Below are 26,138 nucleotides of genomic sequence, written 5' to 3'. Positions count from 1 at the left end.
GGAGGTTATTACATCATGGAGAAACGAGGGAAGGTATGGCTAGCTGTTAGTGGTTTAGTAGCTACAAAAGATGGTAGGTGGCTATTTGTTAAGAAGAAATACAGTGGATTAAAAGGGAAATGGTCTTTACCGGCTGGTTTTGTAAATGAAGGTGAGACGGTTGATGAAGCTGTGAAACGCGAAGTGTTAGAAGAGACAGGCATTGTCGCTCATGTGAAGGGGATTATTGGTGTTCGATCGGGTGTTATTCGTAATGAGATTAGTGATAATATGATTATTTTCCTTTTGGAACCTGAAGGAGAAAATATTATTGTACAGGAGAAAGAATTGTCTGAAGTGGCGTTCTTACATCCGGATAAGATTGTAGACGATCCGAATACGTCTGTGCTTATTAAATATTTGTTAGAAGGAAGATCAGAACTACATCTTGAAGTGGACAAAACATTAAATCCAGGTGAACCATTTGGTTATACAGCTTATCACGTATTTACGGCACGTGCGAAGGAGAGGGGAAAAGAGTGAGTATACCGGTACTACTTATTTCAATGATGTTATTCTTTATTTTGTTCTTTGGAATTGGATTTTTACTCAACATGATTTTGCGAGCTACTTGGGTAATGGTTATTGTGTATCCGATTGTTTGTATGCTTATTATTAATAAAGCGAGTATGTGGGATTATTTTTCAAAACCGAAAGAAACATTTTCTTCATTTGGGACAAGTGTATCGCACTTAGGACAAGCAGACGTATTTATTCTATCTACTGGATTAGTAGGGGCTGCTTTAGCAGGAGTCGTAATCAAGAAACTTCGGAAAAGCGGATATCAAATGTTTTAATCTCCAATTAAGTTGGAGATTATTTTTTTTGCATATTCCTTCATCGTATAGGGAATGATTAACGATGAAGGAGTGTGGAATATAAAAATGTTAAAACGATATTGTATTCGCATTATGATGACTTGTTTACTTGCAATTGCATTATGCGTAACATGGAATGCTTTCACAGGAGTTTCTTTATTAGAGATTGTAAAGATATATGAAGGAATGAGTGCAAAAGAAGTACATGCAGCAGAAGTTAAGAGAAATGTTGCTCCGAGTAAAGAAGTGATAAATGCTTTAGAGCAGGCAAACGACTGGTCTAAATATCGTTCAATTGAAATGACTGCAACAGGTTATACATCGGGGATTGAGTCAACTGGTAAGAGGCCAGGGCATCCAGAGTATGGTATTACATATTCAGGTGTCAAAGTGAAAAGGGATTTATATTCCACAATTGCTGCGGACTTACGCGTATTCCCGATTGGAACAATTCTCTTCGTGCCAGGTTACGGGTATGGTGTAGTAGCTGATAAGGGCGGCGCAATAAAAGGAAACCGTCTTGATCTATATTATGATACGGTGAAAGATGTTTATAGCCAATGGGGTAAGAAAAAAGTAAATGTGTACGTAGTAAAAGTAGGAAATGGTAAGTTTACAGAAGAAGAGTTAACGATGTTAAATCAAGACGAAACGATGCAAGTGTTTCGTGGTCAATATTTAAATCAAAGATAGTCTAGTCGTAATTACGCTAGACTTTTTTCTTGGCTTATTTCATGATAGAGGAGATTTTGGATCTGCGATTTTACACGCCATATAACTGTAGTTAGAATTATCGCATTTTATCGAAAATAAAGTTATAATGGTGGTAGAGAAATTTAGGGGGTCTGAACATGTTTCAAGTACAAAAAGAATTAGCAGGTCATGAAGCGGTAATTGTTGCTTTATTTGAAGAAGAGAAAATGAGTAGTTTTGTACAAGAACTGGACAAAGCGTTTGAAGGGCAATTACAAGTTTTACTAGAAGAGAAAGAATTATCTACGAAGAAAAAGGCCATTTCGAAAGTATATAGCTTAGGGAAAACAAATGTGAAACGTTATTACTTTGTTGGTTTAGGAAAGAAAGAATCTTACACGACAGAAACGTTACGTGCGGCTCTTGGTAAGGCGTTTAAAACACTGCAAGCAGCAAAAGTACAAGATGCAGCAATCTTACTTGATTCTTTCGTAACAGAGAAATTAGACGCGATTGATGTCGCTCATATTGCGGCAGAGGTACAAGGCCTTGGTACATATGAGTTACAAACGTATAAATCAGATAAAAAGGATCGTGTAGAGTTAGAGAAGTTCACGGCTATTACAGCGGAAGATGCACAAGAAATTGAAGCAGCATTAACAGTTGGCTACGTACATGGACGTGCAACAAATTCAGCTCGTACACTTGTAAATATGCCGCCAAACGTATTAACAGCGACAAAGCTTGCTGAGTATGCTGTTGAATTAGCGGAGAAGTATGATATGGACTATAAAGTTCTTGAGAAAGAAGAGATGGAAGACCTTGGTATGGGTGCGTTACTTGCAGTAAACCAAGGTAGTGTAGAGCCACCAAAAATGATCGCTCTTATTTATAAAGGAAAAGAAGAGTGGAGAGATGTCATTGGGTTCGTTGGAAAAGGTATTACATACGATACAGGTGGTTATTCTTTAAAACCACGTGAAGGCATGGTTGGTATGAAAGGTGATATGGGCGGTGCAGCTGCTGTATTAGGTGCGATGGAAATTATCGGTGAACTTCGCCCAGAACAAAATGTGATCGCTGTTATTCCTTCAACTGATAACGTTGTAAGTGGTACGGCATTTAAGCCAGACGATGTAATCACATCTATGAGCGGAAAAACAATTGAAGTATTAAATACGGATGCAGAAGGTCGTCTAGCTTTAGCTGACGGTATTACGTATGCGAAAAAACTTGGTGCAAACTACCTTGTTGATGTTGCAACATTAACAGGCGGTGTAATTGTTGCACTTGGAAACTATACGACAGGCGCAATGACAAATAATGAAGAGTTATTTGAGCAAGTGCTAGAGGCTTCTATGGAAACAGATGAGCCAATTTGGCAACTACCGATTTTTGATCGTGATAAAGAACGTGTGAGAAACAGTAAGTTTGCTGATTTAAATAACTCACCAGGCCGTGAAGGACATGCGGTTATGGCAGGTACATTCCTAGGCGAATTCGCTGAAGATACACCATGGGTACACTTAGATATCGCTGGAACATCAGAAACAAAAGGTGCGCACGACTTAGGTCCAGCTGGAGCAACTGGCGCAATGGTACGTACACTTGCAACACTTGTGGAGCGTTTTGGAGAAGAATAATTTTTTGAAGAAAAGGCTGTCTCAAATTTTTGAGGCAGCCTTTTTTTATTGGTATAGTAGAACCATTTGTTGGTAATTGGATATAACTTCGTTTGTCACTACGCTGTTGAAAAATGTGTTTATAAAGAAATCGTATACAAAACCCCATTTAAAGCAAAAGAAGTACGGCCCGTTTCTTCAGAGACAACTAATATAAGTGCATCACTCTTTTCTGATAAGCCAATTGCAGCTCTGTGACGTGTTCCTAGCTCAGGATCAACTTCTGTACTTTTCGTTAAAGGAAGAATATTAGCAGCTGAGACAATATGATTATTTTTTACGAGAACGGCACCGTCATGAAGAGGATTACCTGGATAAAATATTGATTCGAGTAATGGCGCAGTTAAATGAGCGTTTAATGTCGTTCCAGTTTGAATGAGAGCTTCAAGCGTCTCGTTTCGTTCCACGACGATAAGAGCACCATGTTTTCTGGCGCTTAAATGTTGGATAGCTGTCGTAATAAAAGATGAACTTTCCGTATAAGGTGATAAATATGCCTGAATATAGTATGTAGCTGCCAATGTTTGTACATTTGCTAACATATGATGAATATCTTCCATTTTGCATAAAATACATTCGTCTTCTTTATCGATTGCGTTCCTCATAATCGATAGTTCTTTTTCAGCAATTTCAATCATTTGCTTTGTTTGTATTTTGAGCTCTTCTGACAAGCCCCATTCGTGCATAATCCTCATTCCCTTTAGTGGAGTATTTAACAATAGTGTATACAAATATTCCTAGTAAAATCCTGTTAGATTTTATAAAATATTGAGATACAGCATGTTTTTTTCATATAATAAAGGTATGACGAGCGAGAGGAGAGAGAAGAATGAATTGGAAACAAGAATTTAGTCGCTGGCTTTCTTACGCACAATTAGATGCAGAATTAAAAGAACAGCTAGAAAATATGAAGCAAGATGAGAAGAAAATCGAGGATAGCTTTTATAAAAATCTAGAGTTTGGCACAGGTGGTATGCGTGGTGAACTTGGTGCTGGTACGAACCGTTTAAATGTATATACAGTTCGTAAAGCAACAAAAGGATTAGCAAGCTTTATCGAAAAGTTAGGTGAGGAAGCGAAAAAACGCGGTGTTGTTGTAGCCTATGATTCTCGTCATAAATCACCTGAGTTTGCAATGGAAGTTGCTGCTACACTTGGTGCACGTGGTATCACAACATATGTGTTTGAAAGCTTACGTCCAACGCCAGTACTTTCTTTCGCAGTTCGTCATTTACATACAGTAAGTGGAATCGTTCTTACGGCAAGCCATAATCCGCCTGAATATAACGGATACAAAGTATACGGTGAAGATGGTGGACAGTTACCTCCAAAAGAGGCAGATGAGTTAATTAGCTACGTAAATGCAGTAGAAGATGAATTAACAGTTGAAGTCGCTGATGTAGAGCAATTAAAAACTGACGGTTTATTACATATTATTGGACAAGAAGTAGATGATGCATATGCTGCAGAATTGAACAATGTCATCATTAATAAAGAAATGGTGGAAAAGGTCGGCAAAGACTTAAAAATCGTCTTTACACCATTACACGGAACATCAAATATTTCTGTACGCCGTGGTTTAAAAGAAGTTGGATTTACAGATGTAACAGTTGTAAAAGAACAAGAGTTACCAGATCCAAACTTCTCTACAGTAAAATCACCGAACCCAGAAGAGCACGCAGCGTTTGAGTATGCAATACGTGACGGTGAAAAGGTAGGCGCAGATGTATTAATCGCAACTGATCCTGACGCAGACCGCCTTGGTGTAGCAGTGCGTAATCATAATGGTGAGTTCCAAGTATTAACAGGAAACCAAACAGGTGCATTAATGCTTGATTACTTACTATCTCAAAAGAAAGAAAACGGAACGCTTCCAGAGAACGGTGTCGTATTAAAAACAATCGTAACGTCTGAAATTGGTCGTACAATTGCAAAAGCATACGGTTTAGATACAGTTGATACGCTAACTGGATTTAAATTTATCGGTGAGAAAATTAGACAGTATGAAGAAAGTGGACAATATGAATTCCAATTCGGTTATGAGGAAAGCTATGGTTATTTAATCCGCCCATTCTGCCGTGATAAAGATGCAGTACAATCTGTTCTATTTGCATGTGAAGTAGCTGCATACTACAAATCACAAGGGAAAACGTTATATGACGGTCTATTAGAAGTATTTGAGAAGTACGGCTTCTTCCGTGAAGACCTTGTATCGTTAACGTTAAAAGGAAAAGATGGAGCGGAAAAAATCCAAGAGATGATGGCAAAGTTCCGTGAGAATCCTCCGAAAGAAGTGGCGGGCTTAACAGTCGTAGCAGTTGAAGACTATAAAGCGAGCGTTGTTACATCTTTACAAGATGGACATAAAGAAGAGATTCACTTACCGAAATCAAATGTGTTAAAATATCAATTAGAGGATGGTTCATGGTTCTGCCTACGTCCATCTGGAACTGAGCCGAAGATTAAGTTTTACTTTGGTGTGAAAGATAGTTCTTTACAAAATAGTGAACAAAAGTTACTTACTATTAAAGAAGACATTATGAATCGTTTATAATACAAAGTAATTTTAAGTAGTAAGGAACAAAAGGGAGCGAAATCTCCCTTTTGTTTTATGTAGGAAATGCTTGCTATTGATTCCGACAGGAGAGAGGGTATTTTGTGATGAAAAAAGTAAGAAAAGCGATAATCCCAGCAGCTGGATTAGGAACACGTTTTTTACCAGCAACGAAAGCAATGCCGAAAGAAATGTTACCGATAGTAGATAAACCAACGATTCAATACATTGTAGAAGAAGCAGTGAAATCGGGAATCGAAGATATTATTATTGTTACTGGTAAAACAAAGCGCTCTATCGAAGATCATTTTGATAACGCATTTGAACTAGAACAAAACTTATTAGAGAAGAAAAAATATGAGTTGCTTGAAAAAGTACAAGCTTCTTCAAAAATGGTAGATATTCATTACATCCGTCAAAAAGAGCCGAAGGGACTAGGACATGCTGTTTGGTGTGCACGTAAATTCATTGGTGATGAGCCATTTGCAGTGTTACTAGGTGATGATATTGTCCAAGCTGAGAAACCATGTTTACGTCAATTAATGGATGAGTATGAAAAAACACTTTCTTCTGTTATTGGTGTACAAACTGTTCCAGAGTCGGAAACACATCGCTATGGAATTATCGATCCATTAGAACAAGAAGGTCGTCGTTACCAAGTTCGCAATTTCGTTGAGAAACCAGCACAAGGTACAGCTCCTTCAAACTTAGCAATTATGGGGCGCTACATTTTAACGCCTGAAATCTTTATGTTCTTAGAACAGCAACATGTCGGTGCTGGTGGTGAAATTCAGTTAACAGATGCAATCCAAAGCTTAAATGAAATCCAACGTGTATTTGCCTACGATTTCGAAGGAAAGCGCTACGACGTAGGTGAAAAGCTAGGATTCGTTCAAACGACAATCGAAATGGCTCTGCAACACCCAGAATTACGTGATGACATGGTTGCGATGATGAAGAAAATTTTAGAAGAACAAGCGAATCAAGAGTCATAATAAAAAATGAGTTATTTCAGTATACTGAAATAACTCATTTTTTTATTATGAAATCGTCGAATGAGAATGCTGATAAGCAGAACGACGCACAGCATAATATATGCGAGGTGCGATAATAGCACCGATAATTGTAAATGCAATATCTTTTACTGCGAACCACATCATAATCATCCAAGCAGCTTTATAGCTCATATTACCGCCCATAAAGAGATTGACTGCCCCGTACATGTAAGTAGTACCGATTATATAAGTTAAAATAATTCCTGTGAAAGAGGCAACTGCAAATGTAATGAATGTTGGTCTTTCTTTTTGTTCTACTAGTTTTCCGGATACGTAAGCAACGATAATAAATGCGATAATAAAACCACCAGTAGGATCTAAAAGTGCTCCAAATCCAGCTTTGAAGTTAGCGAAGATTGGTGCGCTGGCTACGCCAACGAGCATATATACAGTCATGGATAAGGCACCAAGTCTACTTCCAAGAAGAAGACCTGCTAAAATTGCGAAAAATGGTTGCATAGATAATGGGATGCCTGCTACTTGAAGGAATGGTGCCCAAGATACAATATTTGCACCGATTGCCATAAGAGCAACGAACATGGCAGCTAATGCTAAATCTAAAACATGAAATCTTCTCATAATGTTAACCTCCTGTTGTTTTTAGGTTAACATTATCGTAGCGAAAATATTTACTTGTTGTCAATCAAAATATTTTGATAAGAAGGCTTTAAATAGTCTCTTAGCAACGTATATGGAATACGAAATTGCGGAATTCCACTTGAATAGGGAGCAATCTCATATAAAGGGAAATAAATGACGAGATTGTCTGGCTCTAAAAAGAAGTGGAATTTTTTCATACTCATTACTTTTTCAGTTGCATCAGGAAAATAAATGCTTTCATTTTGTTTAATTTGTCGTACAATCTCCGCACGGATTACATCTTTATATTTATCCTTTTGTTGAAATAAATCGTCTAAGTGCAGTACCTTTTTTTCGTTTAAATCGAATGTATTTGCCTTCCACGTATAAAGACCGTGTGCTCCGCCAGTATATTGATAGTAATTCACATATAGGCTAAGAAAAGGTGGTTTGTTTAAAGAGACTTTATAATCAACATTTGCTACGTACGGATGAAATGGTGTACTAGATCCTTCTGTCTCTTTATAATATTTTTTTGCTTCTTTTTCTAATTTGTTTTTAAATTTGTCAGTGGATTTTTTGTAGTATAAATTGAGTTTATTTTGAAATTTAGAGTCAGAAAAGTTGTGAAAAGAAGGCCTATTTATTTGATATTCTATATAAGGTTTCTTACCTTTTTGTGTTACAGTCTTAACATCGATTGTCAGGTTAGATGCTTTGGCTGTTATTGCACAATTTGGTACAATAGTCAGCAAGGAGAACATAAGCAGTAATATACAAAGTTTCTGTTTCATTTAGGTGAAGCCTCCTTATATATGTGTTATAAGTAGTTTGAAAATAAATAGGTAAAATTATACATTTAATTAAAGTAAGAGAAGGGGGAAGCGATATGGCAAAAACTTTAATGGATTCACTTGGAATTGAGTTGTTAGAGATGACAGAAGACAAGGTGGTTGCTACGATGCCCGTTGATGAGCGTACGCATCAGCCATTTGGATTTTTACATGGTGGTGCATCGGTTGCATTAGCAGAAACAGTGGCAAGTGTTGGTTCATATAATTTAATTGATCAAGAAAAATGTATTTGTTTCGGATTAGAAATTAATGCGAACCACATTCGCTCAAAGAAAGATGGAATTGTAACAGCGATTGGAACACCAATACATAGAGGACAATCGACAATGGTTTGGGATATTCGCATTATTGATGAAAATGATGATTTACTATGTATATCAAGATGTACAGTAGCAATTAAAGAAAAACGTGAAAAATAAAAAAGAGGCGCTCTTATGAGCAGCCTCTTTTTCTTATAATTAGAACTGAATTTTCTTCTCTAAGAAACCTTTTAGTTCGCTAATTGGCATACGAACTTGTTCCATTGTGTCACGGTCACGTACTGTAACAGCTTTGTCTTCAACTGAGTCGAAGTCGTATGTGATACAGAATGGTGTACCGATTTCGTCTTGACGACGGTAACGTTTACCGATAGAACCAGTTTCATCAAAGTCTACCATGAAGTCTTTAGCTAATTCTGCGAATACTTCAGTAGCACCTTCAGATAGCTTTTTAGATAATGGTAAGATAGCTGCTTTGTATGGTGCTAAAGCAGGGTGGAAACGAAGAACTGTACGAGAATCGTTTTCTAATTGCTCTTCTTCATATGCATCACATAAGAATGCTAATGTTACGCGGTCTGCGCCTAAAGATGGCTCGATGCAGTATGGTACGTAACGCTCATTCGTTTGTGGATCGATATAGTTAAAGTCTTCGTTTGAGTGTTCCATGTGACGTTTTAAGTCGAAGTCTGTACGAGATGCAACGCCCCAAAGTTCGCCCCAACCGAATGGGAATTTGAATTCAATGTCAGTTGTTGCATTACTGTAGTGAGATAACTCTTCTTCACCGTGGTCACGAAGACGTATGCTCTCTTCAGACATACCAAGTGAAAGTAACCAGTTTTTACAAGTTTCACGCCAGAATGCGAACCACTCTAAATCTTCACCAGGCTTACAGAAGAATTCAAGTTCCATTTGTTCGAATTCACGTGTACGGAATGTGAAGTTACCAGGCGTGATTTCGTTACGGAAACTCTTACCGATTTGGCCGATACCAAATGGAAGCTTTTTACGCATAGAGCGTTGAACGTTTTTGAAGTTTACGAAAATACCTTGTGCTGTTTCAGGACGAAGGAAGATTTCGTTTGTGCTAGACTCTGTAACACCTTGGAATGTTTTAAACATTAAGTTGAACTGACGGATTTCAGTAAATTCTTCACTACCGCAATCAGGACATTTTACTTCATGTTCTTTCATTAAGTCAGCCATTTGGTCGAAAGTAAGACCGTCAACAACCATTTCGATGCCTTTTGCATCTAAAGCATCCTCAATTAATTTGTCAGCACGGTGACGAGCTTTACATTTTTTACAGTCGATCATTGGATCGTTGAAGTTACCAACGTGACCAGAAGCGATCCAAGTTTTAGGGTTCATTAAAATAGCTGCGTCTAAACCAACGTTGTGTGGAGATTCTTGAATGAATTTTTTCCACCAAGCTTTTTTAACATTATTTTTTAATTCGATTCCAAGTGGACCGTAATCCCAAGTGTTTGCAAGACCACCGTAAATTTCAGAACCAGGGAAAACAAAACCGCGATGTTTCGCTAAGTTTACAACTTGTTCCATTGAATACATAAGAAAATCCTCCTTTTGAAAGTTAACGTATTGGCGATGACATACTCTGATACTTTGGAAACGAGCAGTATATGCTAAAAAGAACATAAAAAAACGCTCATCCCAAGGCTTATTTGCCTAGGGACGAGCGTTTGCCCGCGGTTCCACCCTAGTTGATACACAAAAGGTGCATCCACTTTATCATGTATTGCTCAGGACTGCCGTTTCCTTGCGGCTTCAGGCTTTCACTATCCCTGAATCGCTTTTTATGCAAGTACTTATAAGTCCGTCATCGCTACTTATATTAATAATAATGAACATATTCTAACACGTTCTTTTTTAAATCTCAATAGAGGAACGCGTCTATCTATGATAGAGTCTCGCCTATTTTTTCGTTATTTATTCGGTAATTTTGTTTAATATGCTTAATTGCTTCGCGCTTACTTAATGGAGCGAGCTCATTGTTTTGCACGTATTCCCAAACTACATCCGGATTTGTTTTTGCATATTCACGAAGGACCCAGCCAATTGCTTTTTGAATGAAAAATTCTTTTGAAGAATGTAGTTGTCCAATAATCCAGAAAAGAAGTTCTTCATCCATCTTTTGTTTATATTTGAGTTGGAATAAAATAGTGGCACGTTGTAACCAAATGTTATCTGATGCAATCCATTTTGGGATATAGGCAGAAATCAATTCTGGATGTTGTAAAAAGATATTACCTAAAAATGTAGGTACGATGCTATCGACAGTGTCCCACCAAGATTTTGTTACAATCAATTCTTCTAAGAAGGGGATATGTGTTTCGTTTATATGCTTTTTATATTTTTGCATAATATCAAGTGCAGCCGCTTGGAATTCACGTTCTGGTAAGTCCCAAAGTTCACGTACGATAATTTGGAAGTCTCTTTTATCTGGGAGAGTATGTATTTGAATGATGTCTTTTAATAATTGGCGTCTTTCCGGTGTTTGAATACCTAGAAATGGGAAGTGATTTTTCATATAACGAGCCATAGGTTCTGCTTTTTCAAGATTTTGATGAGCTGTAAAATGCTCTTGTAATGCTTTTACAAATGGATGCATACGTGTTTCTCCTCTCTTATTCTCTTTCTTCTCTTATTATACAAAGAGTTTGGATAAATTTTAAAACATAACTTGCAATGTAATGAAATATGTTGAAAGTAGAGAGGAGAGGATAAGATGGAGGATCAAGGCGTACTAGCAGGTTTCTTTGCTCTTAGTTTTGCGTTTATTCTTGTTATATTGATTTGGGCAATTATTTCATATTTGTTAACGGCTTTTGCACTTTATTCGATGGCGAAAAATGATGGTGCAACGGACGGGGTGCTTGCGTTTATTCCGTTTTTGAATAGTAAGACGTGGGGGGACTTAGCGAAAGATAAATTACCAGATTTTTTGAAAGAAGAAGCAGGGTGGAAAGTATTCGGCATATATGTTGCATGTTTCATTTTTAATTTCGTACCAATTATAAGTTTACTAGCAACAGCTGTATCGATTGTATTGTCCATTTATCTTATCTACGCTATTTTAGACAGATACGGAACGAACTCTATATTATTTACGATTATTCATGTAATCACATTTTCGGTGTTCTTACCGATTCACTTATTTATTATTCGAAATGAACCGGTGAGATATAAAGAGTAGATTTTTCATTTTTGTTGATAAGTAGCTATAAGTAAAAAAGCGCCCTGATTATCAGAGCGCTTTTTCTACTACATAAGGTAGCGTAAATAAATATAAATGTGAGAAATGATTAATGAAACGATCATAATTGGGAAACCGACTTTTAGGAAGTCCATGTAACTAAATTTATGTCCTTCGCGGCTCGCGATACCTGCAACGATTACGTTAGCAGAAGCTCCGATTAATGTTCCGTTTCCGCCCAGACAAGCACCTAGTGCTAATGCCCACCATAATACATCGATTTGTGCGTCAGATGGTGATAAGCCTAGCCCAACTGCCATATCGTTAATAAGTGGAATCATTGTTGCGACGAATGGGATGTTATCAATTGTTGCAGAGGCGATACCAGATACCCATAAAATAAGGATGGATGCGTAAGAAATATCTCCGCCTGTTATACCAATTACTTTTTGAGCTAACATTTTGATAAGACCGATATCGATAAGTCCTCCAACAAGTACGAATAACCCTGCGAAGAAGAAGATTGTTACCCACTCTACGCTTGCAAATACTTCTTCAATTTCATGCTCTTTCACACCAATTAACATAAGTACAGTAGCACCAGTTAAGGCGATAATAGCGGCATCGATATGGAAAATAGAATGAGTCATGAAACCTACAATCGTAAGTCCAAGTACCGTTAAAGATTTTTTCATTAATACTGGGTCTTTAATGTATTGTTTTTCATCTAAGCTCATTAATTTTTTAACTTGTACAGGATCGGCAATTAATTGTTTGCGATACATGAAGTAAAGTATTATCGCTGTAACTGCAATAATAATAATTACAATTGGTGCTAGATTCAATAGGAAAGCATTGAAGTCTAAATGCTTATTTGCAGAACCAATCATAATGTTAGGTGGATCACCAATTAATGTTGCTGTTCCTCCAATGTTTGAAAAAATAATTTCAGAAAGTAAATAAGGAACAGGATTTACTTGCAGTATGCGCGTAATAGATAAAGTAACTGGAACAACAAGAAGTACAGTTGTAACGTTATCTAAAAATGCGGAGCCAAGCGCGGTAAGTAAGGAAAGTGAAATTAAAATTTTAATTGGATTTCCTTGCGCTCCTTTTGCCGCTTTAATGGCAACGTATTGGAAGACACCTGATTTACTCGTAATGTTCACCAAAATCATCATACCGATGAGTAGCGTAATCGTTCCCCATTCAATATGTTTCGTAAAGGCGTTATGTAAATCGACGACCCCCACAATTACCATGAGTGCTGCACCAAGAAGTGCGATGACAGCGCGATTAATTTTTTCAGAAATAATAATGGCATATGTAATTAAAAAGACTGCGATAGCAAAATAATACTGCCAGTTAGCGAGTTCTTGCGTTGTTTCGTGCAAAAATCTCATCTCCTTTCATTCACTTTTTCTTAGTGTGTCAAAAATGCTCTAGAAGAAACACACATAACGTCATTATAAAGTAGGAAAATGGCGGATGTAAATGAAAGGAGAGATTTTGTCATATTTTCTGCATAGGTCATTTTTTCTTATTTTTTAAAATATTTGTGGGCATTTGACATATATATAAGATACATCCAATCTGAATATTTAAAATGGAATTAGCATTCGAGCTTGTTCGTGTAGGAGTGTCAAATAGAAAGGAATGACAAAAATGATAAGGAAGGGATCGTATGGATGAACAACGATTTTTATTTTTAGACTTTGAGTTTACGATGCCCCAGCATAGAAAGAAACCGAAAGGATTTTTTCCAGAGATTATTGAGGTAGGACTCGTTTCAGTTGCTGGCTGTAAGGTAGAAGATACGTATTCATCACATGTCAGGCCGAAAACATTTCCCTCTTTAACGGATCGATGTAAGAAGTTTTTAGGAATAAAACAAGAAGTCGTGGATAAAGGGATTTCATTTCCTGAACTCGTTAAGAAGCTTTCAGAATACGAAACGAAATGTAAACCGACAATTGTAACGTGGGGAAATATGGATATGAAAGTGCTGAAGCATAATTGTGAAATGGCAGGGATAGCTTTTCCATTCTTCGGACAGTGTCGTGATTTATCGCTTGAGTATAAGAAGTTTTTTGGAGAAAGAAATCAAACAGGATTATGGAAAGCAATTGAGGCGTATGGAAAAGTAGGGACAGGGAAGCATCATTGTGCGCTTGATGATGCAATGACGACGTACAACATTTTTAAACTAGTAGAAAAAGATAAAGAGTATTTAGTAAAACCAGCACCTCCAACATTAGGAGAACTTGTTGATTTTTCAAAAGTGTTAAAGAAAGTGAGCACACAGTAACGACCAAATTGCACATTATGTAATTTGGTCGTTTTGTTTTTTAGAGTTTGTAGTCTTTCTTTAATTGCTCTAATGTGTCTAGACTACGAACCGCAAAAGGTGAATCATCTTCAGAAAATGAATTCATTTGAGTTTCTAATGCTAATTTTAGTGAATCTGTATAATCCGGAATTTCTCCTTCATATTTCTTCACCATTTGTTCTGGAATGTTCGTTTGCTCACGAAAAGCTAAAGCGCGTCTTTCGTGGAAAAATGGTACGTCAGCTTGTTTTACGTTATGTAAGTCACCTTGCACCGGATGTTTTAAAACAGCTAATACTTTTACGACGTAACTGCCAGGGCGGCTATTTGTAACCTCGCCAATGTATTTTCCTGTTTTATAAATACCAGTAACGATTTCACCAATTTCAAATGTTTCTCTCATATTTTTCACCTCAAGTTTATAGTAAGGAAAGTGAGGGAAGGAGTCAAAGAAATCCTTCGTTTTCAGAACGCCCCTTGAGAATATGGGGAGGTTGCACTATAATTTAAAATTATATAACAGAAAATTCTGATGTTTTATAAATCCTATAATAAGGAGTGTTCTATATGATGCCTTTATATTTTCCGGAAGATAAAACAGAATATATTATTCCAGGGATTGTTTGTGTTCTATTTATTATCGGTGCTATTGCTACGTGGCGCATGTTTATTCGTATATCAAAAAGAGAAGCAGACCGATTACAGAAAGTTGAAGAAAAACTATTAGCTGAAAAGAAACAGTAACGCATTTTTGTATGTTTCCCTCTATGCTCGGACAATCTAAGGGCAGAATATATTTTGGAGGGAATAGAATGAAGAAACGGCTTTTTTTCAGTTGTTGTTTATTATTTCTGATGGCAGGTTGTGACCAAGGAAAGCCGAAAGAAATTGACGTGAAATTACATAATGCTTCAGGTGATGAAGTAGGGACTGCGAAAGTAGTTCAGCAAACAAGTGGGGTGAAAATTACGATTAAAGGGGAAGGTTTCACGCCAGGACCACACGGACTACATGTACATGAAATCGGAGAGTGTAAGGCACCTCGTTTTGAATCATCTGGGAATCATTTTAATCCTGATGATAAAAAACATGGTCTTCTTAATCCGAAGGGCGCAGAAAACGGTGATTTACCGAACGTAGTTGCAGATGGTTCTGGAAAGATTAAAGCGGAAATCGATGCACCCCACATTACACTTGAAGAAGGGAAAACGACGATTCATAGAAAAGATGGAGCGTCTATTATTATTACAGAAAACCCTGATGATGGTATGACACAACCGACAGGTAAATCAGGGGATCGAATTGCTTGTGGCGTAATTGTAAAAAAAGCATCGGATATGAAGAAAAAGTAAAAGCTACCGTGAATGGTAGCTTTATTTGTGAAATGTAATTGAAAATATATCAGCGATTATTGGAATATATCGACTGTAACTCAAATTATATCGGCGATTATTGGAATATATCGACCGTAACTTGAAATATATCAGCGATTATTGAAATATATCGACTTACCGACAAAATATGACAAAGGAGTCTGCCCAAGAATGATTCGGGACAGACTCCTTTCTTATTATGAAAACGTATGACGCAGTCTGTTTAAAATTTCTTCTAAAACAGATCGTGGACAGCCGATGTTAATTCGAATATGTTCTTCGCCACCTAACCCGTATTTCTCACCAGGTTCAACGATGATTTTTCCTTTTTCCTCAAGTAGTGCGGTACGCTCGTTTTGAGAAAGCTTTAGACGTGAACAATCAATCCATAATAAAAAGCTACCTTCTGGCTTCGTTACGGAAAGAGCAGGTATGTGAGTTTTAATATATTCACAAGCAAATTGAGCATTATCTTCTATATATAATCGAATTTCGTTTAGCCAATCATTACATTCTGTATAGGCGCTTTGCATCGCTGTATAAGCGAAGATATTTAACCCGTGGAAGCCTTGTCTATACTGGATAGCTGTAAAGGCATGACGGAGCTTTTCGTTTGGAATGATAATGATCGACGCTTGTAATCCAGCGATATTAAATGTTTTACTTGGAGCCATGCAAGTGATAGTGCGCTCTGCTAATTCTTCAGATAAGGAAGCGAACGGTGTATGTGTATGGTCTGCATAAATGATATCGGAATGAATTTCATCCGCCACAACGATTACGTCATATTTAGTACATAACGATCCGAGCTGCACAAGTTCCTCTTTCGTCCAAACGCGTCCGATTGGGTTATGAGGGCTACAAAGAAGCATGAGTTTGATGCCTTGCTGAAAGTGCTTTTCTAAATGCTTGAAGTCTATCACATATGTATCATTTTGTTTCTGTAATGGACTCACGCATAACTGCCTGTTGTTTGTTGTGACCATTTCGAAAAATGGAGGATAAATAGGTGGTTGTACGAGAACAGATTCGTTTTCTTTGGTGAAAGCCTGTATGCTCGTACTAAGAGCTGGAACGATTCCGGCGCTAAAGACAATCCATTCTTTTTGAATATCCCAGTTGTATTGTTGTTTTGTCCAGTTACAAATAATATCTCCAATATTTTCGGGAGGAAGTGTATAGCCAAAAATCGGATGTTCGATTCGTTGTTTTAAGGCAGTTTGAATTGGTTTTGGTACTTCAAAATCCATATCAGCAATCCAAGCATGGATAAGTTCTTCGTTTTTATATGTATCCCATTTTATACTATGCGTTCCACGTCGATTGATTGCTTTATGAAATAGTTGCATAAGTTTGCTCCCTTCTTCTGTAAAACCAATAAGTTATGAAAGTTCTCTCTCTTCTTATAGAATAGCTGATGTGATAGGATAAAGAAAAGTATTAAAAAGTGAAAAGGCGGGAAGCGAATGGGTACATATGAAAAGATGATAGAGGTTGTGAAGAATTGGGATCCGTTTCAAATGGGACCGGAGTTTTATGAAACAGAAGCGAGCGATGTTGTGAGCGTCATAAGTGTGTTTGACGATCCAAAATATATCGCAAAGAAGATTCAACATATATACTTTATGTCTTTTGAGGAAGTACCTGCGCTTGAAAAATGTGAGAAATTAGCTGTGGAATTACTTGTAATAAAAGAAGGCGGAAGCTGTTCATTATAGGCTGTCGGGATTTCCGACAGCCTTTTTTATATTATCCCGCTATCTGCTGGGTAGTAAGACCTTCACCTCAAAATTTAGCGGAAGCAAAGAAGTTAGGTGGAGGCTGATTAAAGTTTCATTTTATTGCGCGGAAAAAGCGATAATTTCTTCATAAACATGTTCAGGCTTTTCTTCAGGTAGTAAATGTCCTGTATTTTCGTAAGAAATAAATTTTGAATTCGGTAAATCTTTGTGTAGACGATGACCTACATGTACAGGGACGACGCGGTCTTTTTCACCCCAAATGAGTAGGATAGGTGTTTCGATTTTTTGTAATTCAGTTGAAGATAAGTCACCTTCACGGTCTCGTATCATGCGAGTTAAAGCGGGAAATATACGGTCGTCATAAAAAGGAGCGGAGTAACCTTTTTTCATTTCATCGTCAATTAATGAGTGATCATGAACGACATTCATTAAGTTATGAACAATGCCGCGCCTTATAATCCAGTTCTTTACGTATAAATGAAAGAACGGTAAATAAGAAGAGTATAGTAAAGGTAAGGTTGCGCGCGCTAAATAGCTCGAGCTACATAGTAAAATCGTCTTTGAAATGAGTTCAGGACGTATACGGTTTACATAGAGAGAAATTTGCCCACCCATAGAATGCCCAACTAATACAATGTTTGAGAGAGATAAATGTTCAATTAAATCAATAATAATCGTTGCTAAATTGTGATAAGAATACTTAAACAGATGAGATTTATCACTTTTTCCGAACGGTGGCAAATCAAGAGCAATGACTGTTCCTTCCTTCGATAGTAAAGGAATGAGACGGCGGTAGCTGAATGAGGAAGATAAAAAGCCGTGAACGAGTATGAAAGTAGGACGTTCTGTTTTATTATCATGTTCATACAATTCGTAATGAACAGTAGTGCCGCGAGTGGAAAAAGTGAAATAAGGACAAGTATATTTATGATTCATTTTTTGTCACTCCATTGATTTTTGTTCATATCATCTCCAAGGAAGAAGAAAATATGTTAACAAAAAAAGGCAAGATGACGATGTCATCTTGCCTTTCGTTTATTCAGTATTACCCGCGAACAATATTAGGCGGTGTTTTTCCTTGTAACCCTGCAACTAAATTTTCAGCGGCGGTCATGGCCATTTGCTGACGAGTTTTTAATGTTGCAGATCCGATATGTGGTAAAGTCACAACATTTTGTAATGATAAGAGTGGATTATCTTTTTGAATCGGCTCTTGTGTAAATGTATCGATACCTGCTGCAAAGATTTTCTTTTCTGTTAAAGCATGGATTAACGCTTTTTCATCTACTGTTTTGCCGCGAGAAGCATTAATGAAGATTGCTGTGTCTTTCATTAATGAAAATTCCTTTTCTCCGATAAGGTGATATGTTTCATCTGTTAATGGAGTAAGAAGAACAATAAAGTCAGACTGCTTCAGTAGCGTCTGTAAATCACAATATGTAGCATCGAATTTTTGTTCAGCTTCTTCTTTACGACGGCGGTTATAGTAAAGAACATTCATATCAAATCCGAATTTTGCTCGTTTTGCAACGGCTTCTCCAATTCGGCCCATACCGATAATACCAATTGTGCTATGGTGTACATCTAGTCCGAAGTGTTCTTTTCCGATTTCAGCGTTCCATTCACCATTTTTCACGTAAGAATCGAGTTCGCAAACGCGGCGCCCAGCTGATAGCATAAGGGCGAAAACGAGATCAGCTACTGTATCATCTAATACGTATGGTGTATTCGTTCCGATAACATTTCGGTTTTTCATCGCTTGTAAATCAAAATTATCGTAACCGACAGAAATGTTGCTCACTACTTTTAAGTTAGGAGCTACTGTCAGTAATTCTTCATTAATAGCAGATCCGAAATTTAATAACCCATCTTTATCTTGTATTTTCTTTAATAGAATATCACGAGGTACTTTCTCATTTTGATCCCATTTTTCATAATCACAGTGTTCTGATAAATAGTTTTCTACAAATGTTGGAACTGGTTCAGCAATATAAACTTTTGGTTTCACGGTTCCATCCCCTTTCGTTTTATCACGTATTTTTCCGCTGATTAAAGTTTCACTTTACCCCACATTAACGGACAGTAAGTCTCCCACCTCAAAAAGCAGCTCAAGTAAAGAGGTTAGGTGGGAGAGCAACTGTCCGTAAAAGCCCGATTGGTGCGGGCTAATAGTCAGCGGGGTAAAGCATTTCGCTGATTAAAGTTTCACTTTATTTTGACATAATTCAATAGAAAAATCTTCTTTTCAAACTGGAAAGGGTATTTGTATAATTTAGACACAAACGAAAAGGAAGGATGATTTATATGGTGACAGAAAAAGAATTAGAATTATTAGCTTGTCTTGAAAAGAGTAGTCGATTATCTGTAGATACATTAGCGAAGCTGTTAAATATAGAAGTAGAAGAAGTAAAGAAGATGGTTGCGAGATTAGAAAATGAAAAGATTATTGTGGATTATGTAACACATATCGATTGGACGAAAGTGAAAGAACATACAGGTTTAACGGCAATGATCGATGTGAAAGTTACGCCAAAGCACGGCGTTGGGTTTGATGCGGTTGCTGAACAAATTTATCGTTATTCAGAAGTGAAATCCGTTTATTTAATGTCAGGGACATATGATCTTTCTATTACATTAGAAGGGAAAACGATGGGGGAAGTAGCGATGTTTGTTTCTGAGAAATTAGCAACAATTGAATCTGTCGTTTCTACAACTACTCATTTCATTTTGAAGAAGTATAAACATGAGGGCGTTATTTATGAAAAAGACGATGATGATAAGCGAATTGTGGTGACACCATGAAGCAATTTGAACTATCTAGATCAGCAGAATCTTTAAAACCATCTGGTATTCGAAAATTTTTTGATTTAGCAGCAAATATGAAAGGTGTTATTTCCCTCGGGGTAGGAGAGCCAGATTTTGTTACCCCTTGGAATGTAAGGCAAGCATGTATTCGTTCTTTGGAACAAGGGTATACGTCATATACAGCAAATGCAGGATTATTGGAGCTCCGTCAAGAAATAGCAAAGTATCTAAAAAAACAATTTGCAGTATCTTATGACCCAAGTGATGAAATCATTGTTACAGTTGGAGCGAGCCAGGCGTTAGATGTAGCGATGCGCGCCATTATAAATCCTGATGATGAAGTGCTCATTATTGAACCAAGCTTCGTTTCTTATGCACCACTTGTGACATTAGCTGGAGGAGTTCCGGTTCCTGTGGCGACTACTTTAGAAAATGAGTTTAAAGTACTACCAGAACAAATTGAAGCAGCTATTACAGCGAAAACAAAGGCGATTTTGCTTTGTTCACCAAATAACCCGACAGGTGCAATGCTAAATAAATCCGAGCTTGAAGAAATAGCAGTGATTGTTGAGAAGTACAATCTAATTGTATTATCTGATGAAATTTATGCAGAGCTTGTATACGACGAAGTATATACAAGTTTCGCGAGTATTAAAAATATGCGTGAGCATACGATTTTAATTTCGGGATTTTCAAAAGGGTTTGCGATGACAGGATGGCGTCTCGGTATGATTGCAGCTCCTGTTCAATTTTCAGAATTAATGCTCAGAATCCATCAGTATTCAATGATGTGTGCACCGACGATGTCTCAGTTTGCAGCACTTGAGGCGTTACGGGCAGGGAACGATGAAGTGATTCGAATGAGAGATAGTTATAAGAAGCGTCGTAACTTCATGACGAAATCTTTCAATGAAATGGGCTTAACGTGTCATGTGCCAGGCGGAGCATTTTATGTTTTCCCTTCTATATCTTCAACAGGATTATCTTCAGCGGAATTTGCAGAACAGTTATTGCTGGAAGAAAAAGTGGCTGTTGTCCCTGGTAGCGTATTTGGCGAAAGTGGTGAAGGTTTTATTCGTTGTTCTTATGCAACGTCGCTTGAACAACTTATGGAAGCAATGAAGAGAATGGAACGGTTTGTAGAGAATAAAAAAAGGACAAAACGTAATACGTTTTGTCCATAAAAGGGGGGGAATACTAGAAAGCCATGTGTTAGTAGTCTATCCCAATATTGGATAATTATACTCCTTTAAGGGAAATTTTTCATGAATTTTGAATGAGTTCTGTCATAGTGGTATAATTTACTAATATAAGGTATACGCATTCTAGATAACGTTATCTAGAATGCGTACTAACCAATCGGATATTTAAAATAAATATATCTGCTTTGCTCTCTATAATTGTAGAGAGAATGGTAAACGTATGGGAGTGTTTCATATGTCAGAACAATATACAACAGGAGTGGTTGTAACAGGGAAAGTGACTGGAATTCAAGATTACGGTGCGTTTGTAGCGTTAGATGCAGAAACACAAGGGCTTGTGCATATATCTGAAATTACAAATGGATATGTAAAGGATATTCATGACTTTTTAAAGGTCGGCGATACAGTAGAAGTAAAGGTACTTTCAATTGATGAAGAGCACAGAAAAATGAGTTTATCGTTAAAAGCGGCGAAAAGAAAACAAGGAAGGATTCTTATACCGAACCCATCTGAAAACGGATTTAATACGCTGCGAGAAAAGTTGGCAGAATGGATTGAAGAGTCCGAGTTAACAAAGTAAAAGAGGAACGCATATGAGCGTTCCTCTTTTACTTTATCTTATGATATATATTTGCAAATATGATTGCATGCAATCATATTCGTATGTCGGAGGTGAAAGGACATACTGATTATCGAATTTCGTTTGTTTCTGGGTGCGTACCAAGATTTTCAGATGGTTTAAACAGTAAACCAAGGTTGATAAGCCCAGATATACCAACGATGCCGTAAATAATACGTGCAAGAGCTGAATTTTGTCCACCGAAAATGGCTGCTACTAAGTCAAACTGGAAAAACCCGATTAGTCCCCAGTTTACAGCGCCAATTACAGTAAAGACTAATGCGATACGTTGTAAAGTACTCATGAAAAAGCCCCCCTTAATTGTGAAGCATGAGCAAGCGATGAGTTAATTAACTCTTTTATAGAATGGGGTAGTTATGTTGTTTTTATACATAAAAAATGTTTGAAAGAGGATGTATATACATCTATACCGAAAAATGCGAATTTTTATGCAAAAAATGAACTTTTTCTAAAAAATATATATTGGTTACGTTTACAATGTTTGAATCGCTTGATTTACAACTTCAGTTTCGCTAAAGTGAATACAGAAATACATATCCATAATTGGAGGGAAAAAGATGAGTACACATGTAACGTTCGACTATTCTAAAGCGTTATCCTTCATCGGTGAACATGAAATCACTTATTTACGTGATGCAGTGAAAGTAACACATCACGCAATCCACGAAAAAACTGGAGCTGGGAACGATTTCCTTGGGTGGGTAGACCTTCCGCTTCAATATGACAAAGAAGAATTTGCTCGCATTCAAAAATGCGCAGAAAAAATTAAAAATGACTCTGACATTTTACTTGTTGTAGGTATCGGTGGTTCTTACTTAGGAGCACGTGCAGCAATCGAAATGTTAAACCATTCTTTCTACAACACGCTTTCTAAAGAACAACGTAAAACTCCACAAGTGCTATTTGTTGGACAAAACATTAGCTCCACTTACATGAAAGATTTAATGGACGTATTAGAAGGTAAAGACTTCTCTATTAACGTTATTTCCAAATCAGGTACAACAACAGAGCCAGCACTAGCATTCCGTATCTTCCGTAAGTTATTAGAAGAAAAGTATGGAAAAGAAGAAGCTCGCAAACGTATTTATGCAACTACAGATAAAGCGCGTGGTGCATTAAAAACATTAGCTGATAACGAAGGTTACGAAACATTTGTTATTCCAGATGATGTTGGAGGTCGTTTCTCTGTATTAACGCCAGTTGGTTTATTACCAATCGCAGTAAGTGGCTTAAATATTGAAGAGATGATGAAAGGTGCAGCTGCTGGTCGTGATGACTTCGGAACATCAGAACTAGAAGAAAATCCAGCTTACCAATATGCAGTAGTTCGTAACGCTTTATACAATAAAGGAAAAACAATTGAAATGCTTGTTAACTATGAACCAGCACTTCAATACTTCGCTGAGTGGTGGAAACAGTTATTTGGTGAAAGTGAAGGGAAAGATCAAAAAGGTATTTTCCCATCTTCAGCAAACTTCTCAACTGATTTACACTCATTAGGTCAATACGTTCAAGAAGGTCGTCGTGACTTATTTGAAACAGTTCTTAAAGTAGGTAAATCTACACATGAACTAACAATCGAATCAGAAGAAAACGATTTAGACGGATTAAACTACCTTGCTGGTGAAACTGTAGACTTCGTAAACACAAAAGCATACGAAGGTACATTACTTGCACATAGCGACGGGGGAGTACCAAACTTAATCGTCAATATTCCTCAATTAAATGAGTACACATTCGGTTACCTTGTATACTTCTTCGAAAAAGCATGTGCGATGAGCGGCTACTTATTAGGCGTGAATCCATTTGACCAACCTGGAGTAGAAGCATATAAGAAAAACATGTTTGCTTTACTTGGTAAACCAGGATTTGAAGAATTAAAAGCAGAATTAGAAGAGCGTTTAAAATAATAAAAAGCGACCGGATTCCGGTCGCTTTTTATTATTTTATCGAAAAGTCCATCAGTATATTCAAACTAAAGTGGGTATGCTAAAGGAAAAGTCTAGGAGGGATGGGCTTGATTCCGATTCAATCAAATTTAGAAGGACGTACATATGCGTTATATAAGTTAGAAGAGATTATGAAACCACTTGGATATAGCATTGGTGGTAATTGGGATTATGATAAAGGATGCTTTGATTACAAAATCGATGAAGAAGATGGGTATCAATTTTTACGAGTTCCATTTACAGCCATTGATGGAGAACTAGATGATAATGTGAATACTTTAACAGCTGGAACAAGTGGAATGGATCAATTTGCTGAGCCGAAAGATCCAGATGGAGATGTGAAAAGAAAATATATCAATATTGGGAAAGTGCTCATGCAAGAATTAGAGCGTCATTTTACTAATGGTGAATAACAATGAGTATGTCGCTTTCAATGAGAACAAAGGAATGAACTGGATTAATCATATATTGTTCGTCGCGCTTTATACCTAGTAAGAGAATGTTTTGCTTTAAAAGAGTATAGCTACAATTGGCAAAAGTTTGTCCGGTGCAGGACGATGGAAGCTCCATCAGTTGTAATTTATTATCAGAGATTTCGTCGTAAAGTGAAAATAGTACACCTGAAATGGAAGGGAATAAAAGAGAAGCGGTAAATACATAGCTCGTTAATTTATTTCCTTCTATAATTTCTGACACGCCAGCTCTCGTTGCATTTTGTATTTGTTCAGAAGTAAGAAGTTCAGCGATGCAGTGAATGTTTGGGTTGAGCCCTTTTGCAGTTAAAATATTTAAAATGGACTGTGTATCCGCTAAGCTTTCGTTTTTTTCTTTATCAGCTGTTATTAATATGGTGTGTGCCGTTGCAATATTAGCCTTTAATAAAGTTTGATCGTGATGCGGACAACCTTTTATAAATTCTAAATGATGAAATGGTTTTGGGAGTAAAGAAAGTGTTTCATCAATTAAAACGATATCAAGGTTTGGTTGTAATACGTGCATTTGCTTTACAACATGTTTTGCGCGCTCATTCCAGCCAACGATAATCATATGACCGTTAGAAGTAGCGGCTTCTTCACCTTTAATTTTCATATATTGTTTATTAATCATTTCAGTAGCAAACAGCACCATATAATAAGAACAAAAGCCAGTTCCTAATAAAATAATACTTATACCTATTAGTTTTCCTAGCGTCGTATGGGGAGCAAAGTCGCCATATCCAACTGTAAAAATGGTAACGATTGACCACCAAATTCCGTCAAACCATGTAGTGAAATGAAAAGGTTCTAATCTATGTATAAGAAAACCGGAAAAAGCAGTCAGTACAATAATAAAACAAATTAAACGGAAAATAATGGAATCGCGAAATGTATCTACTAAATTCGGACGGGATTTCAATTGCCTATTCCTCCTTACTTTGTAGGACTACATTCATTGTTGCCATTATAGAAAAAAGAAAAACTCTCTAATTAAAGAGAGTTTGTTTTACGTTACATACTTTCCACTTCAGTTTGTTGGACACTTTCAAGATGCTGGAGAGCATAGTAAACATCAGCAGTATGTCTTTTTTGATCAATGGACAGTTTAAGATGTAAATAGTGAGAACCGTTTTCTAATGTTTTAAGCTTCATATTCTTAACTTTTATATCCATTTCTTTTATTTCTTCAATTACGATTGGGATATTGTCCATATTTCGTACAACAAGTTTCACAGCGATATCACGTTGACGAAATGATCTAGGGCCTACATATTTCATCGCGAGTGGTATAAGTTCGACACTAATCATAAGGAAACACATTCCGAATATCGCTTCAATATAGAATCCGGCCCCAACAGCAATACCAATACCAGAAGCACCCCAGATCATAGCGGCAGTCGTGAGCCCTGCAATGCTATCGTTGCCTCTTCTTAAAATTACGCCAGCACCTAAAAAACCAATTCCTGATACAATTTGAGCGGCAAGTCGAAGTGGATCCATATTCATATGATCGGTATGTGGTAAGTTATAAGCTGCTTTAATAGAAACAATCGTTAGGAGGCAACTAATAATAGAAATAACTAAACACGTTTTTAAACCAAGTGGTTTCCGTTTTAATTCGCGTTCTAAACCAATGGCAAATCCTAAAATAGCCGAGAGACCTAGTTTGATTAATAAATCGGTATAGTCCATATATATTCCTCCTTGTATGATATGCTATATGAATAAAACGCTTATTATAGAAAGAAACGTCTTTTGATAGAGTAACTTTATATAAAATATATGTAGGAATTGCTCATACATGAAAGAGATATTTCGTTTAAGTATATGATATAAAAAAAGAAATGTGGGCAGTTTTAAAAAAACTT

30 protein-coding genes are annotated in these 26,138 nt (G+C 36.9%); 17 read left to right on the top strand and 13 right to left on the bottom strand.

The window, feature by feature from the left end; translation table 11 throughout:
- Positions 1-15: 15 nt before the first annotated feature.
- The 4 genes from NST86_RS25220 to pepA all read left to right on the top strand — a co-directional run bounded on the left by NST86_RS25220 (position 16) and on the right by pepA (position 3,193).
- Positions 16-522 carry an NUDIX hydrolase gene (locus tag NST86_RS25220; protein ID WP_000415321.1) on the top strand — a complete coding sequence of 169 codons (507 nt, stop codon included), beginning with the start codon at positions 16-18 and terminating at the stop codon, positions 520-522.
- Positions 519-836 carry a YuiB family protein gene (locus tag NST86_RS25215; protein WP_000027016.1) on the top strand — a complete coding sequence of 106 codons (318 nt, stop codon included), beginning with the start codon at positions 519-521 and terminating at the stop codon, positions 834-836. Before NST86_RS25220 ends, NST86_RS25215 begins: the two co-directional genes overlap by 4 nt.
- Before the next feature lie 87 nt (positions 837-923).
- Positions 924-1,550, top strand: a complete 627-nt coding sequence (locus NST86_RS25210; protein WP_000920099.1) for a 3D domain-containing protein — start codon at positions 924-926, stop codon at positions 1,548-1,550.
- Positions 1,551-1,708: 158 nt separating this feature from the next.
- A complete protein-coding gene (pepA, locus tag NST86_RS25205; protein WP_000487957.1) occupies positions 1,709-3,193 on the top strand; it encodes a cytosol aminopeptidase in 1,485 nt (494 codons plus the stop codon).
- Between the two features lie 119 nt (positions 3,194-3,312).
- Here pepA and cdaS read toward each other — a convergent pair whose 3' ends face one another.
- Entirely contained in the window at positions 3,313-3,918 is a 606-nt protein-coding gene (gene cdaS, locus NST86_RS25200) for a sporulation-specific diadenylate cyclase CdaS (RefSeq protein WP_000545253.1), read from the bottom strand.
- 143 nt (positions 3,919-4,061) lie between these two features.
- Between cdaS and NST86_RS25195 the strand changes: the two genes are divergently transcribed.
- Together NST86_RS25195 and galU are read left to right on the top strand one after the other, a co-directional pair.
- Positions 4,062-5,786 (top strand): phospho-sugar mutase, encoded by a 1,725-nt coding sequence (locus tag NST86_RS25195; RefSeq protein WP_016118808.1) that lies wholly within the window; start codon positions 4,062-4,064, stop codon positions 5,784-5,786.
- A gap of 107 nt (positions 5,787-5,893) precedes the next feature.
- Positions 5,894-6,781, top strand: a complete 888-nt coding sequence (gene galU / locus NST86_RS25190; RefSeq protein ID WP_002097988.1) for a UTP--glucose-1-phosphate uridylyltransferase GalU — start codon at positions 5,894-5,896, stop codon at positions 6,779-6,781.
- Between the two features lie 45 nt (positions 6,782-6,826).
- Here galU and NST86_RS25185 read toward each other — a convergent pair whose 3' ends face one another.
- Both NST86_RS25185 and NST86_RS25180 read right to left on the bottom strand, forming a co-directional pair.
- Positions 6,827-7,420 carry a biotin transporter BioY gene (locus NST86_RS25185; RefSeq protein ID WP_061664371.1) on the bottom strand — a complete coding sequence of 198 codons (594 nt, stop codon included), beginning with the start codon at positions 7,418-7,420 and terminating at the stop codon, positions 6,827-6,829.
- Between the two features lie 50 nt (positions 7,421-7,470).
- Entirely contained in the window at positions 7,471-8,214 is a 744-nt protein-coding gene (locus NST86_RS25180; RefSeq protein ID WP_061664372.1) for a DUF3298 and DUF4163 domain-containing protein, read from the bottom strand.
- 95 nt (positions 8,215-8,309) lie between these two features.
- Here NST86_RS25180 and NST86_RS25175 point away from each other — a divergent pair, with 95 nt between their 5' ends.
- Positions 8,310-8,693, top strand: coding sequence for a hotdog fold thioesterase (locus tag NST86_RS25175; protein WP_016079885.1), 384 nt, complete (start codon positions 8,310-8,312; stop codon positions 8,691-8,693).
- Between the two features lie 39 nt (positions 8,694-8,732).
- Here NST86_RS25175 and NST86_RS25170 read toward each other — a convergent pair whose 3' ends face one another.
- Together NST86_RS25170 and NST86_RS25165 are read right to left on the bottom strand one after the other, a co-directional pair.
- Positions 8,733-10,109 (bottom strand): glycine--tRNA ligase, encoded by a 1,377-nt coding sequence (locus tag NST86_RS25170; RefSeq protein WP_061664373.1) that lies wholly within the window; start codon positions 10,107-10,109, stop codon positions 8,733-8,735.
- Between the two features lie 346 nt (positions 10,110-10,455).
- Positions 10,456-11,169, bottom strand: coding sequence for a DNA alkylation repair protein (locus tag NST86_RS25165; protein ID WP_016110874.1), 714 nt, complete (start codon positions 11,167-11,169; stop codon positions 10,456-10,458).
- Between the two features lie 117 nt (positions 11,170-11,286).
- On the opposite strand from NST86_RS25165, the gene NST86_RS25160 reads away from it, so the two are divergent.
- On the top strand, positions 11,287-11,754 hold the full coding sequence (locus NST86_RS25160; RefSeq protein ID WP_000390061.1) for a hypothetical protein: 468 nt from the start codon (positions 11,287-11,289) through the stop codon (positions 11,752-11,754).
- Positions 11,755-11,822: 68 nt separating this feature from the next.
- On the opposite strand, the gene NST86_RS25155 is transcribed toward NST86_RS25160, so the two are convergent.
- Positions 11,823-13,148 (bottom strand): ArsB/NhaD family transporter, encoded by a 1,326-nt coding sequence (locus NST86_RS25155; RefSeq protein ID WP_000545231.1) that lies wholly within the window; start codon positions 13,146-13,148, stop codon positions 11,823-11,825.
- Positions 13,149-13,438: 290 nt separating this feature from the next.
- On the opposite strand from NST86_RS25155, the gene kapD reads away from it, so the two are divergent.
- Complete coding sequence (gene kapD, locus NST86_RS25150) at positions 13,439-14,062, top strand: 3'-5' exonuclease KapD (RefSeq protein ID WP_000344358.1); 624 nt, start codon at positions 13,439-13,441, stop codon at positions 14,060-14,062.
- A gap of 40 nt (positions 14,063-14,102) precedes the next feature.
- On the opposite strand, the gene NST86_RS25145 is transcribed toward kapD, so the two are convergent.
- Positions 14,103-14,486: a kinase-associated lipoprotein B gene (locus tag NST86_RS25145; RefSeq protein ID WP_016118805.1), complete on the bottom strand. Its 384-nt coding sequence runs from the start codon at positions 14,484-14,486 to the stop codon at positions 14,103-14,105.
- Positions 14,487-14,650: 164 nt separating this feature from the next.
- Here NST86_RS25145 and NST86_RS25140 point away from each other — a divergent pair, with 164 nt between their 5' ends.
- Both NST86_RS25140 and sodC read left to right on the top strand, forming a co-directional pair.
- Positions 14,651-14,827, top strand: a complete 177-nt coding sequence (locus NST86_RS25140; RefSeq protein WP_000982755.1) for a hypothetical protein — start codon at positions 14,651-14,653, stop codon at positions 14,825-14,827.
- 68 nt (positions 14,828-14,895) lie between these two features.
- Positions 14,896-15,435, top strand: a complete 540-nt coding sequence (sodC, locus tag NST86_RS25135) for a superoxide dismutase [Cu-Zn] (protein WP_061664374.1) — start codon at positions 14,896-14,898, stop codon at positions 15,433-15,435.
- Positions 15,436-15,653: 218 nt separating this feature from the next.
- Here the strand turns inward: sodC and NST86_RS25130 are convergent, their stop codons facing one another.
- Positions 15,654-16,805: a MalY/PatB family protein gene (locus NST86_RS25130; RefSeq protein ID WP_061664375.1), complete on the bottom strand. Its 1,152-nt coding sequence runs from the start codon at positions 16,803-16,805 to the stop codon at positions 15,654-15,656.
- Positions 16,806-16,922: 117 nt separating this feature from the next.
- Here NST86_RS25130 and NST86_RS25125 point away from each other — a divergent pair, with 117 nt between their 5' ends.
- A complete protein-coding gene (locus NST86_RS25125) occupies positions 16,923-17,174 on the top strand; it encodes a YugE family protein (RefSeq protein ID WP_000537645.1) in 252 nt (83 codons plus the stop codon).
- Positions 17,175-17,294: 120 nt separating this feature from the next.
- On the opposite strand, the gene NST86_RS25120 is transcribed toward NST86_RS25125, so the two are convergent.
- Both NST86_RS25120 and NST86_RS25115 read right to left on the bottom strand, forming a co-directional pair.
- A complete protein-coding gene (locus NST86_RS25120) occupies positions 17,295-18,134 on the bottom strand; it encodes an alpha/beta fold hydrolase (protein ID WP_001015858.1) in 840 nt (279 codons plus the stop codon).
- A 109-nt stretch (positions 18,135-18,243) separates the two neighbouring features.
- Positions 18,244-19,236 (bottom strand): 2-hydroxyacid dehydrogenase, encoded by a 993-nt coding sequence (locus NST86_RS25115; RefSeq protein WP_061664376.1) that lies wholly within the window; start codon positions 19,234-19,236, stop codon positions 18,244-18,246.
- 266 nt (positions 19,237-19,502) lie between these two features.
- On the opposite strand from NST86_RS25115, the gene NST86_RS25110 reads away from it, so the two are divergent.
- The 3 genes from NST86_RS25110 to yugI all read left to right on the top strand — a co-directional run bounded on the left by NST86_RS25110 (position 19,503) and on the right by yugI (position 21,785).
- A complete protein-coding gene (locus NST86_RS25110; protein ID WP_000255696.1) occupies positions 19,503-20,000 on the top strand; it encodes an Lrp/AsnC family transcriptional regulator in 498 nt (165 codons plus the stop codon).
- Complete coding sequence (locus tag NST86_RS25105) at positions 19,997-21,187, top strand: aminotransferase (protein ID WP_000808525.1); 1,191 nt, start codon at positions 19,997-19,999, stop codon at positions 21,185-21,187. The genes NST86_RS25110 and NST86_RS25105 overlap by 4 nt, the downstream gene beginning before the upstream one ends.
- Positions 21,188-21,440: 253 nt before the next feature.
- Positions 21,441-21,785, top strand: coding sequence for a S1 domain-containing post-transcriptional regulator GSP13 (gene yugI, locus NST86_RS25100; protein WP_000003764.1), 345 nt, complete (start codon positions 21,441-21,443; stop codon positions 21,783-21,785).
- Positions 21,786-21,894: 109 nt separating this feature from the next.
- Here the strand turns inward: yugI and NST86_RS25095 are convergent, their stop codons facing one another.
- The gene (locus NST86_RS25095; protein WP_000105788.1) at positions 21,895-22,128 is read right to left on the bottom strand and encodes a DUF378 domain-containing protein; all 234 of its coding nucleotides are present in this window, start codon (positions 22,126-22,128) and stop codon (positions 21,895-21,897) included.
- Between the two features lie 274 nt (positions 22,129-22,402).
- On the opposite strand from NST86_RS25095, the gene NST86_RS25090 reads away from it, so the two are divergent.
- Both NST86_RS25090 and NST86_RS25085 read left to right on the top strand, forming a co-directional pair.
- The gene (locus tag NST86_RS25090) at positions 22,403-23,755 is read left to right on the top strand and encodes a glucose-6-phosphate isomerase (RefSeq protein WP_061664377.1); all 1,353 of its coding nucleotides are present in this window, start codon (positions 22,403-22,405) and stop codon (positions 23,753-23,755) included.
- 107 nt (positions 23,756-23,862) lie between these two features.
- Positions 23,863-24,207: a YugN family protein gene (locus tag NST86_RS25085; RefSeq protein WP_142951276.1), complete on the top strand. Its 345-nt coding sequence runs from the start codon at positions 23,863-23,865 to the stop codon at positions 24,205-24,207.
- Here NST86_RS25085 and NST86_RS25080 read toward each other — a convergent pair.
- Both NST86_RS25080 and NST86_RS25075 read right to left on the bottom strand, forming a co-directional pair.
- Entirely contained in the window at positions 24,194-25,189 is a 996-nt protein-coding gene (locus tag NST86_RS25080) for a potassium channel family protein (protein WP_016118802.1), read from the bottom strand. The two genes, NST86_RS25085 and NST86_RS25080, sit on opposite strands and share 14 nt — an antisense overlap.
- A 92-nt stretch (positions 25,190-25,281) precedes the next feature.
- A complete protein-coding gene (locus NST86_RS25075) occupies positions 25,282-25,962 on the bottom strand; it encodes an MgtC/SapB family protein (protein ID WP_000386676.1) in 681 nt (226 codons plus the stop codon).
- Positions 25,963-26,138: the final 176 nt, after the last annotated feature.

The sequence above is a fragment of the Bacillus sp. FSL L8-0199 genome (genome assembly GCF_038005705.1).
Classification (GTDB): Bacteria; Bacillota; Bacilli; order Bacillales; family Bacillaceae_G; genus Bacillus_A; species Bacillus_A cereus.
Note: the sequence above shows the minus strand (reverse complement) of the source record. Positions and strands in the feature narration are given on the sequence as shown.

What these genes read in the sequence shown, in the direction of transcription:
- NST86_RS25210 (WP_000920099.1), top strand. Translation starts at nt 924, where the DNA reads ATGTTAAAACGATATTGTATTCGCATTATGATGACTTGTTTACTTGCA.
- NST86_RS25220 (WP_000415321.1), top strand. Translation starts at nt 16, where the DNA reads ATGGAGAAACGAGGGAAGGTATGGCTAGCTGTTAGTGGTTTAGTAGCT.
- NST86_RS25130 (WP_061664375.1), bottom strand. Translation starts at nt 16,805, where the DNA reads ATGCAACTATTTCATAAAGCAATCAATCGACGTGGAACGCATAGTATA.
- NST86_RS25165 (WP_016110874.1), bottom strand. Translation starts at nt 11,169, where the DNA reads ATGCATCCATTTGTAAAAGCATTACAAGAGCATTTTACAGCTCATCAA.
- NST86_RS25175 (WP_016079885.1), top strand. Translation starts at nt 8,310, where the DNA reads ATGGCAAAAACTTTAATGGATTCACTTGGAATTGAGTTGTTAGAGATG.
- NST86_RS25095 (WP_000105788.1), bottom strand. Translation starts at nt 22,128, where the DNA reads ATGAGTACTTTACAACGTATCGCATTAGTCTTTACTGTAATTGGCGCT.
- NST86_RS25170 (WP_061664373.1), bottom strand. Translation starts at nt 10,109, where the DNA reads ATGTATTCAATGGAACAAGTTGTAAACTTAGCGAAACATCGCGGTTTT.
- NST86_RS25145 (WP_016118805.1), bottom strand. Translation starts at nt 14,486, where the DNA reads ATGAGAGAAACATTTGAAATTGGTGAAATCGTTACTGGTATTTATAAA.
- pepA (WP_000487957.1), top strand. Translation starts at nt 1,709, where the DNA reads ATGTTTCAAGTACAAAAAGAATTAGCAGGTCATGAAGCGGTAATTGTT.
- yugI (WP_000003764.1), top strand. Translation starts at nt 21,441, where the DNA reads ATGTCAGAACAATATACAACAGGAGTGGTTGTAACAGGGAAAGTGACT.
- NST86_RS25180 (WP_061664372.1), bottom strand. Translation starts at nt 8,214, where the DNA reads ATGAAACAGAAACTTTGTATATTACTGCTTATGTTCTCCTTGCTGACT.
- galU (WP_002097988.1), top strand. Translation starts at nt 5,894, where the DNA reads ATGAAAAAAGTAAGAAAAGCGATAATCCCAGCAGCTGGATTAGGAACA.
- NST86_RS25110 (WP_000255696.1), top strand. Translation starts at nt 19,503, where the DNA reads ATGGTGACAGAAAAAGAATTAGAATTATTAGCTTGTCTTGAAAAGAGT.
- NST86_RS25195 (WP_016118808.1), top strand. Translation starts at nt 4,062, where the DNA reads ATGAATTGGAAACAAGAATTTAGTCGCTGGCTTTCTTACGCACAATTA.
- NST86_RS25120 (WP_001015858.1), bottom strand. Translation starts at nt 18,134, where the DNA reads ATGAATCATAAATATACTTGTCCTTATTTCACTTTTTCCACTCGCGGC.
- NST86_RS25185 (WP_061664371.1), bottom strand. Translation starts at nt 7,420, where the DNA reads ATGAGAAGATTTCATGTTTTAGATTTAGCATTAGCTGCCATGTTCGTT.
- NST86_RS25090 (WP_061664377.1), top strand. Translation starts at nt 22,403, where the DNA reads ATGAGTACACATGTAACGTTCGACTATTCTAAAGCGTTATCCTTCATC.
- NST86_RS25105 (WP_000808525.1), top strand. Translation starts at nt 19,997, where the DNA reads ATGAAGCAATTTGAACTATCTAGATCAGCAGAATCTTTAAAACCATCT.
- NST86_RS25125 (WP_000537645.1), top strand. Translation starts at nt 16,923, where the DNA reads ATGGGTACATATGAAAAGATGATAGAGGTTGTGAAGAATTGGGATCCG.
- NST86_RS25140 (WP_000982755.1), top strand. Translation starts at nt 14,651, where the DNA reads ATGATGCCTTTATATTTTCCGGAAGATAAAACAGAATATATTATTCCA.
- sodC (WP_061664374.1), top strand. Translation starts at nt 14,896, where the DNA reads ATGAAGAAACGGCTTTTTTTCAGTTGTTGTTTATTATTTCTGATGGCA.
- NST86_RS25075 (WP_000386676.1), bottom strand. Translation starts at nt 25,962, where the DNA reads ATGGACTATACCGATTTATTAATCAAACTAGGTCTCTCGGCTATTTTA.
- kapD (WP_000344358.1), top strand. Translation starts at nt 13,439, where the DNA reads ATGGATGAACAACGATTTTTATTTTTAGACTTTGAGTTTACGATGCCC.
- cdaS (WP_000545253.1), bottom strand. Translation starts at nt 3,918, where the DNA reads ATGCACGAATGGGGCTTGTCAGAAGAGCTCAAAATACAAACAAAGCAA.
- NST86_RS25160 (WP_000390061.1), top strand. Translation starts at nt 11,287, where the DNA reads ATGGAGGATCAAGGCGTACTAGCAGGTTTCTTTGCTCTTAGTTTTGCG.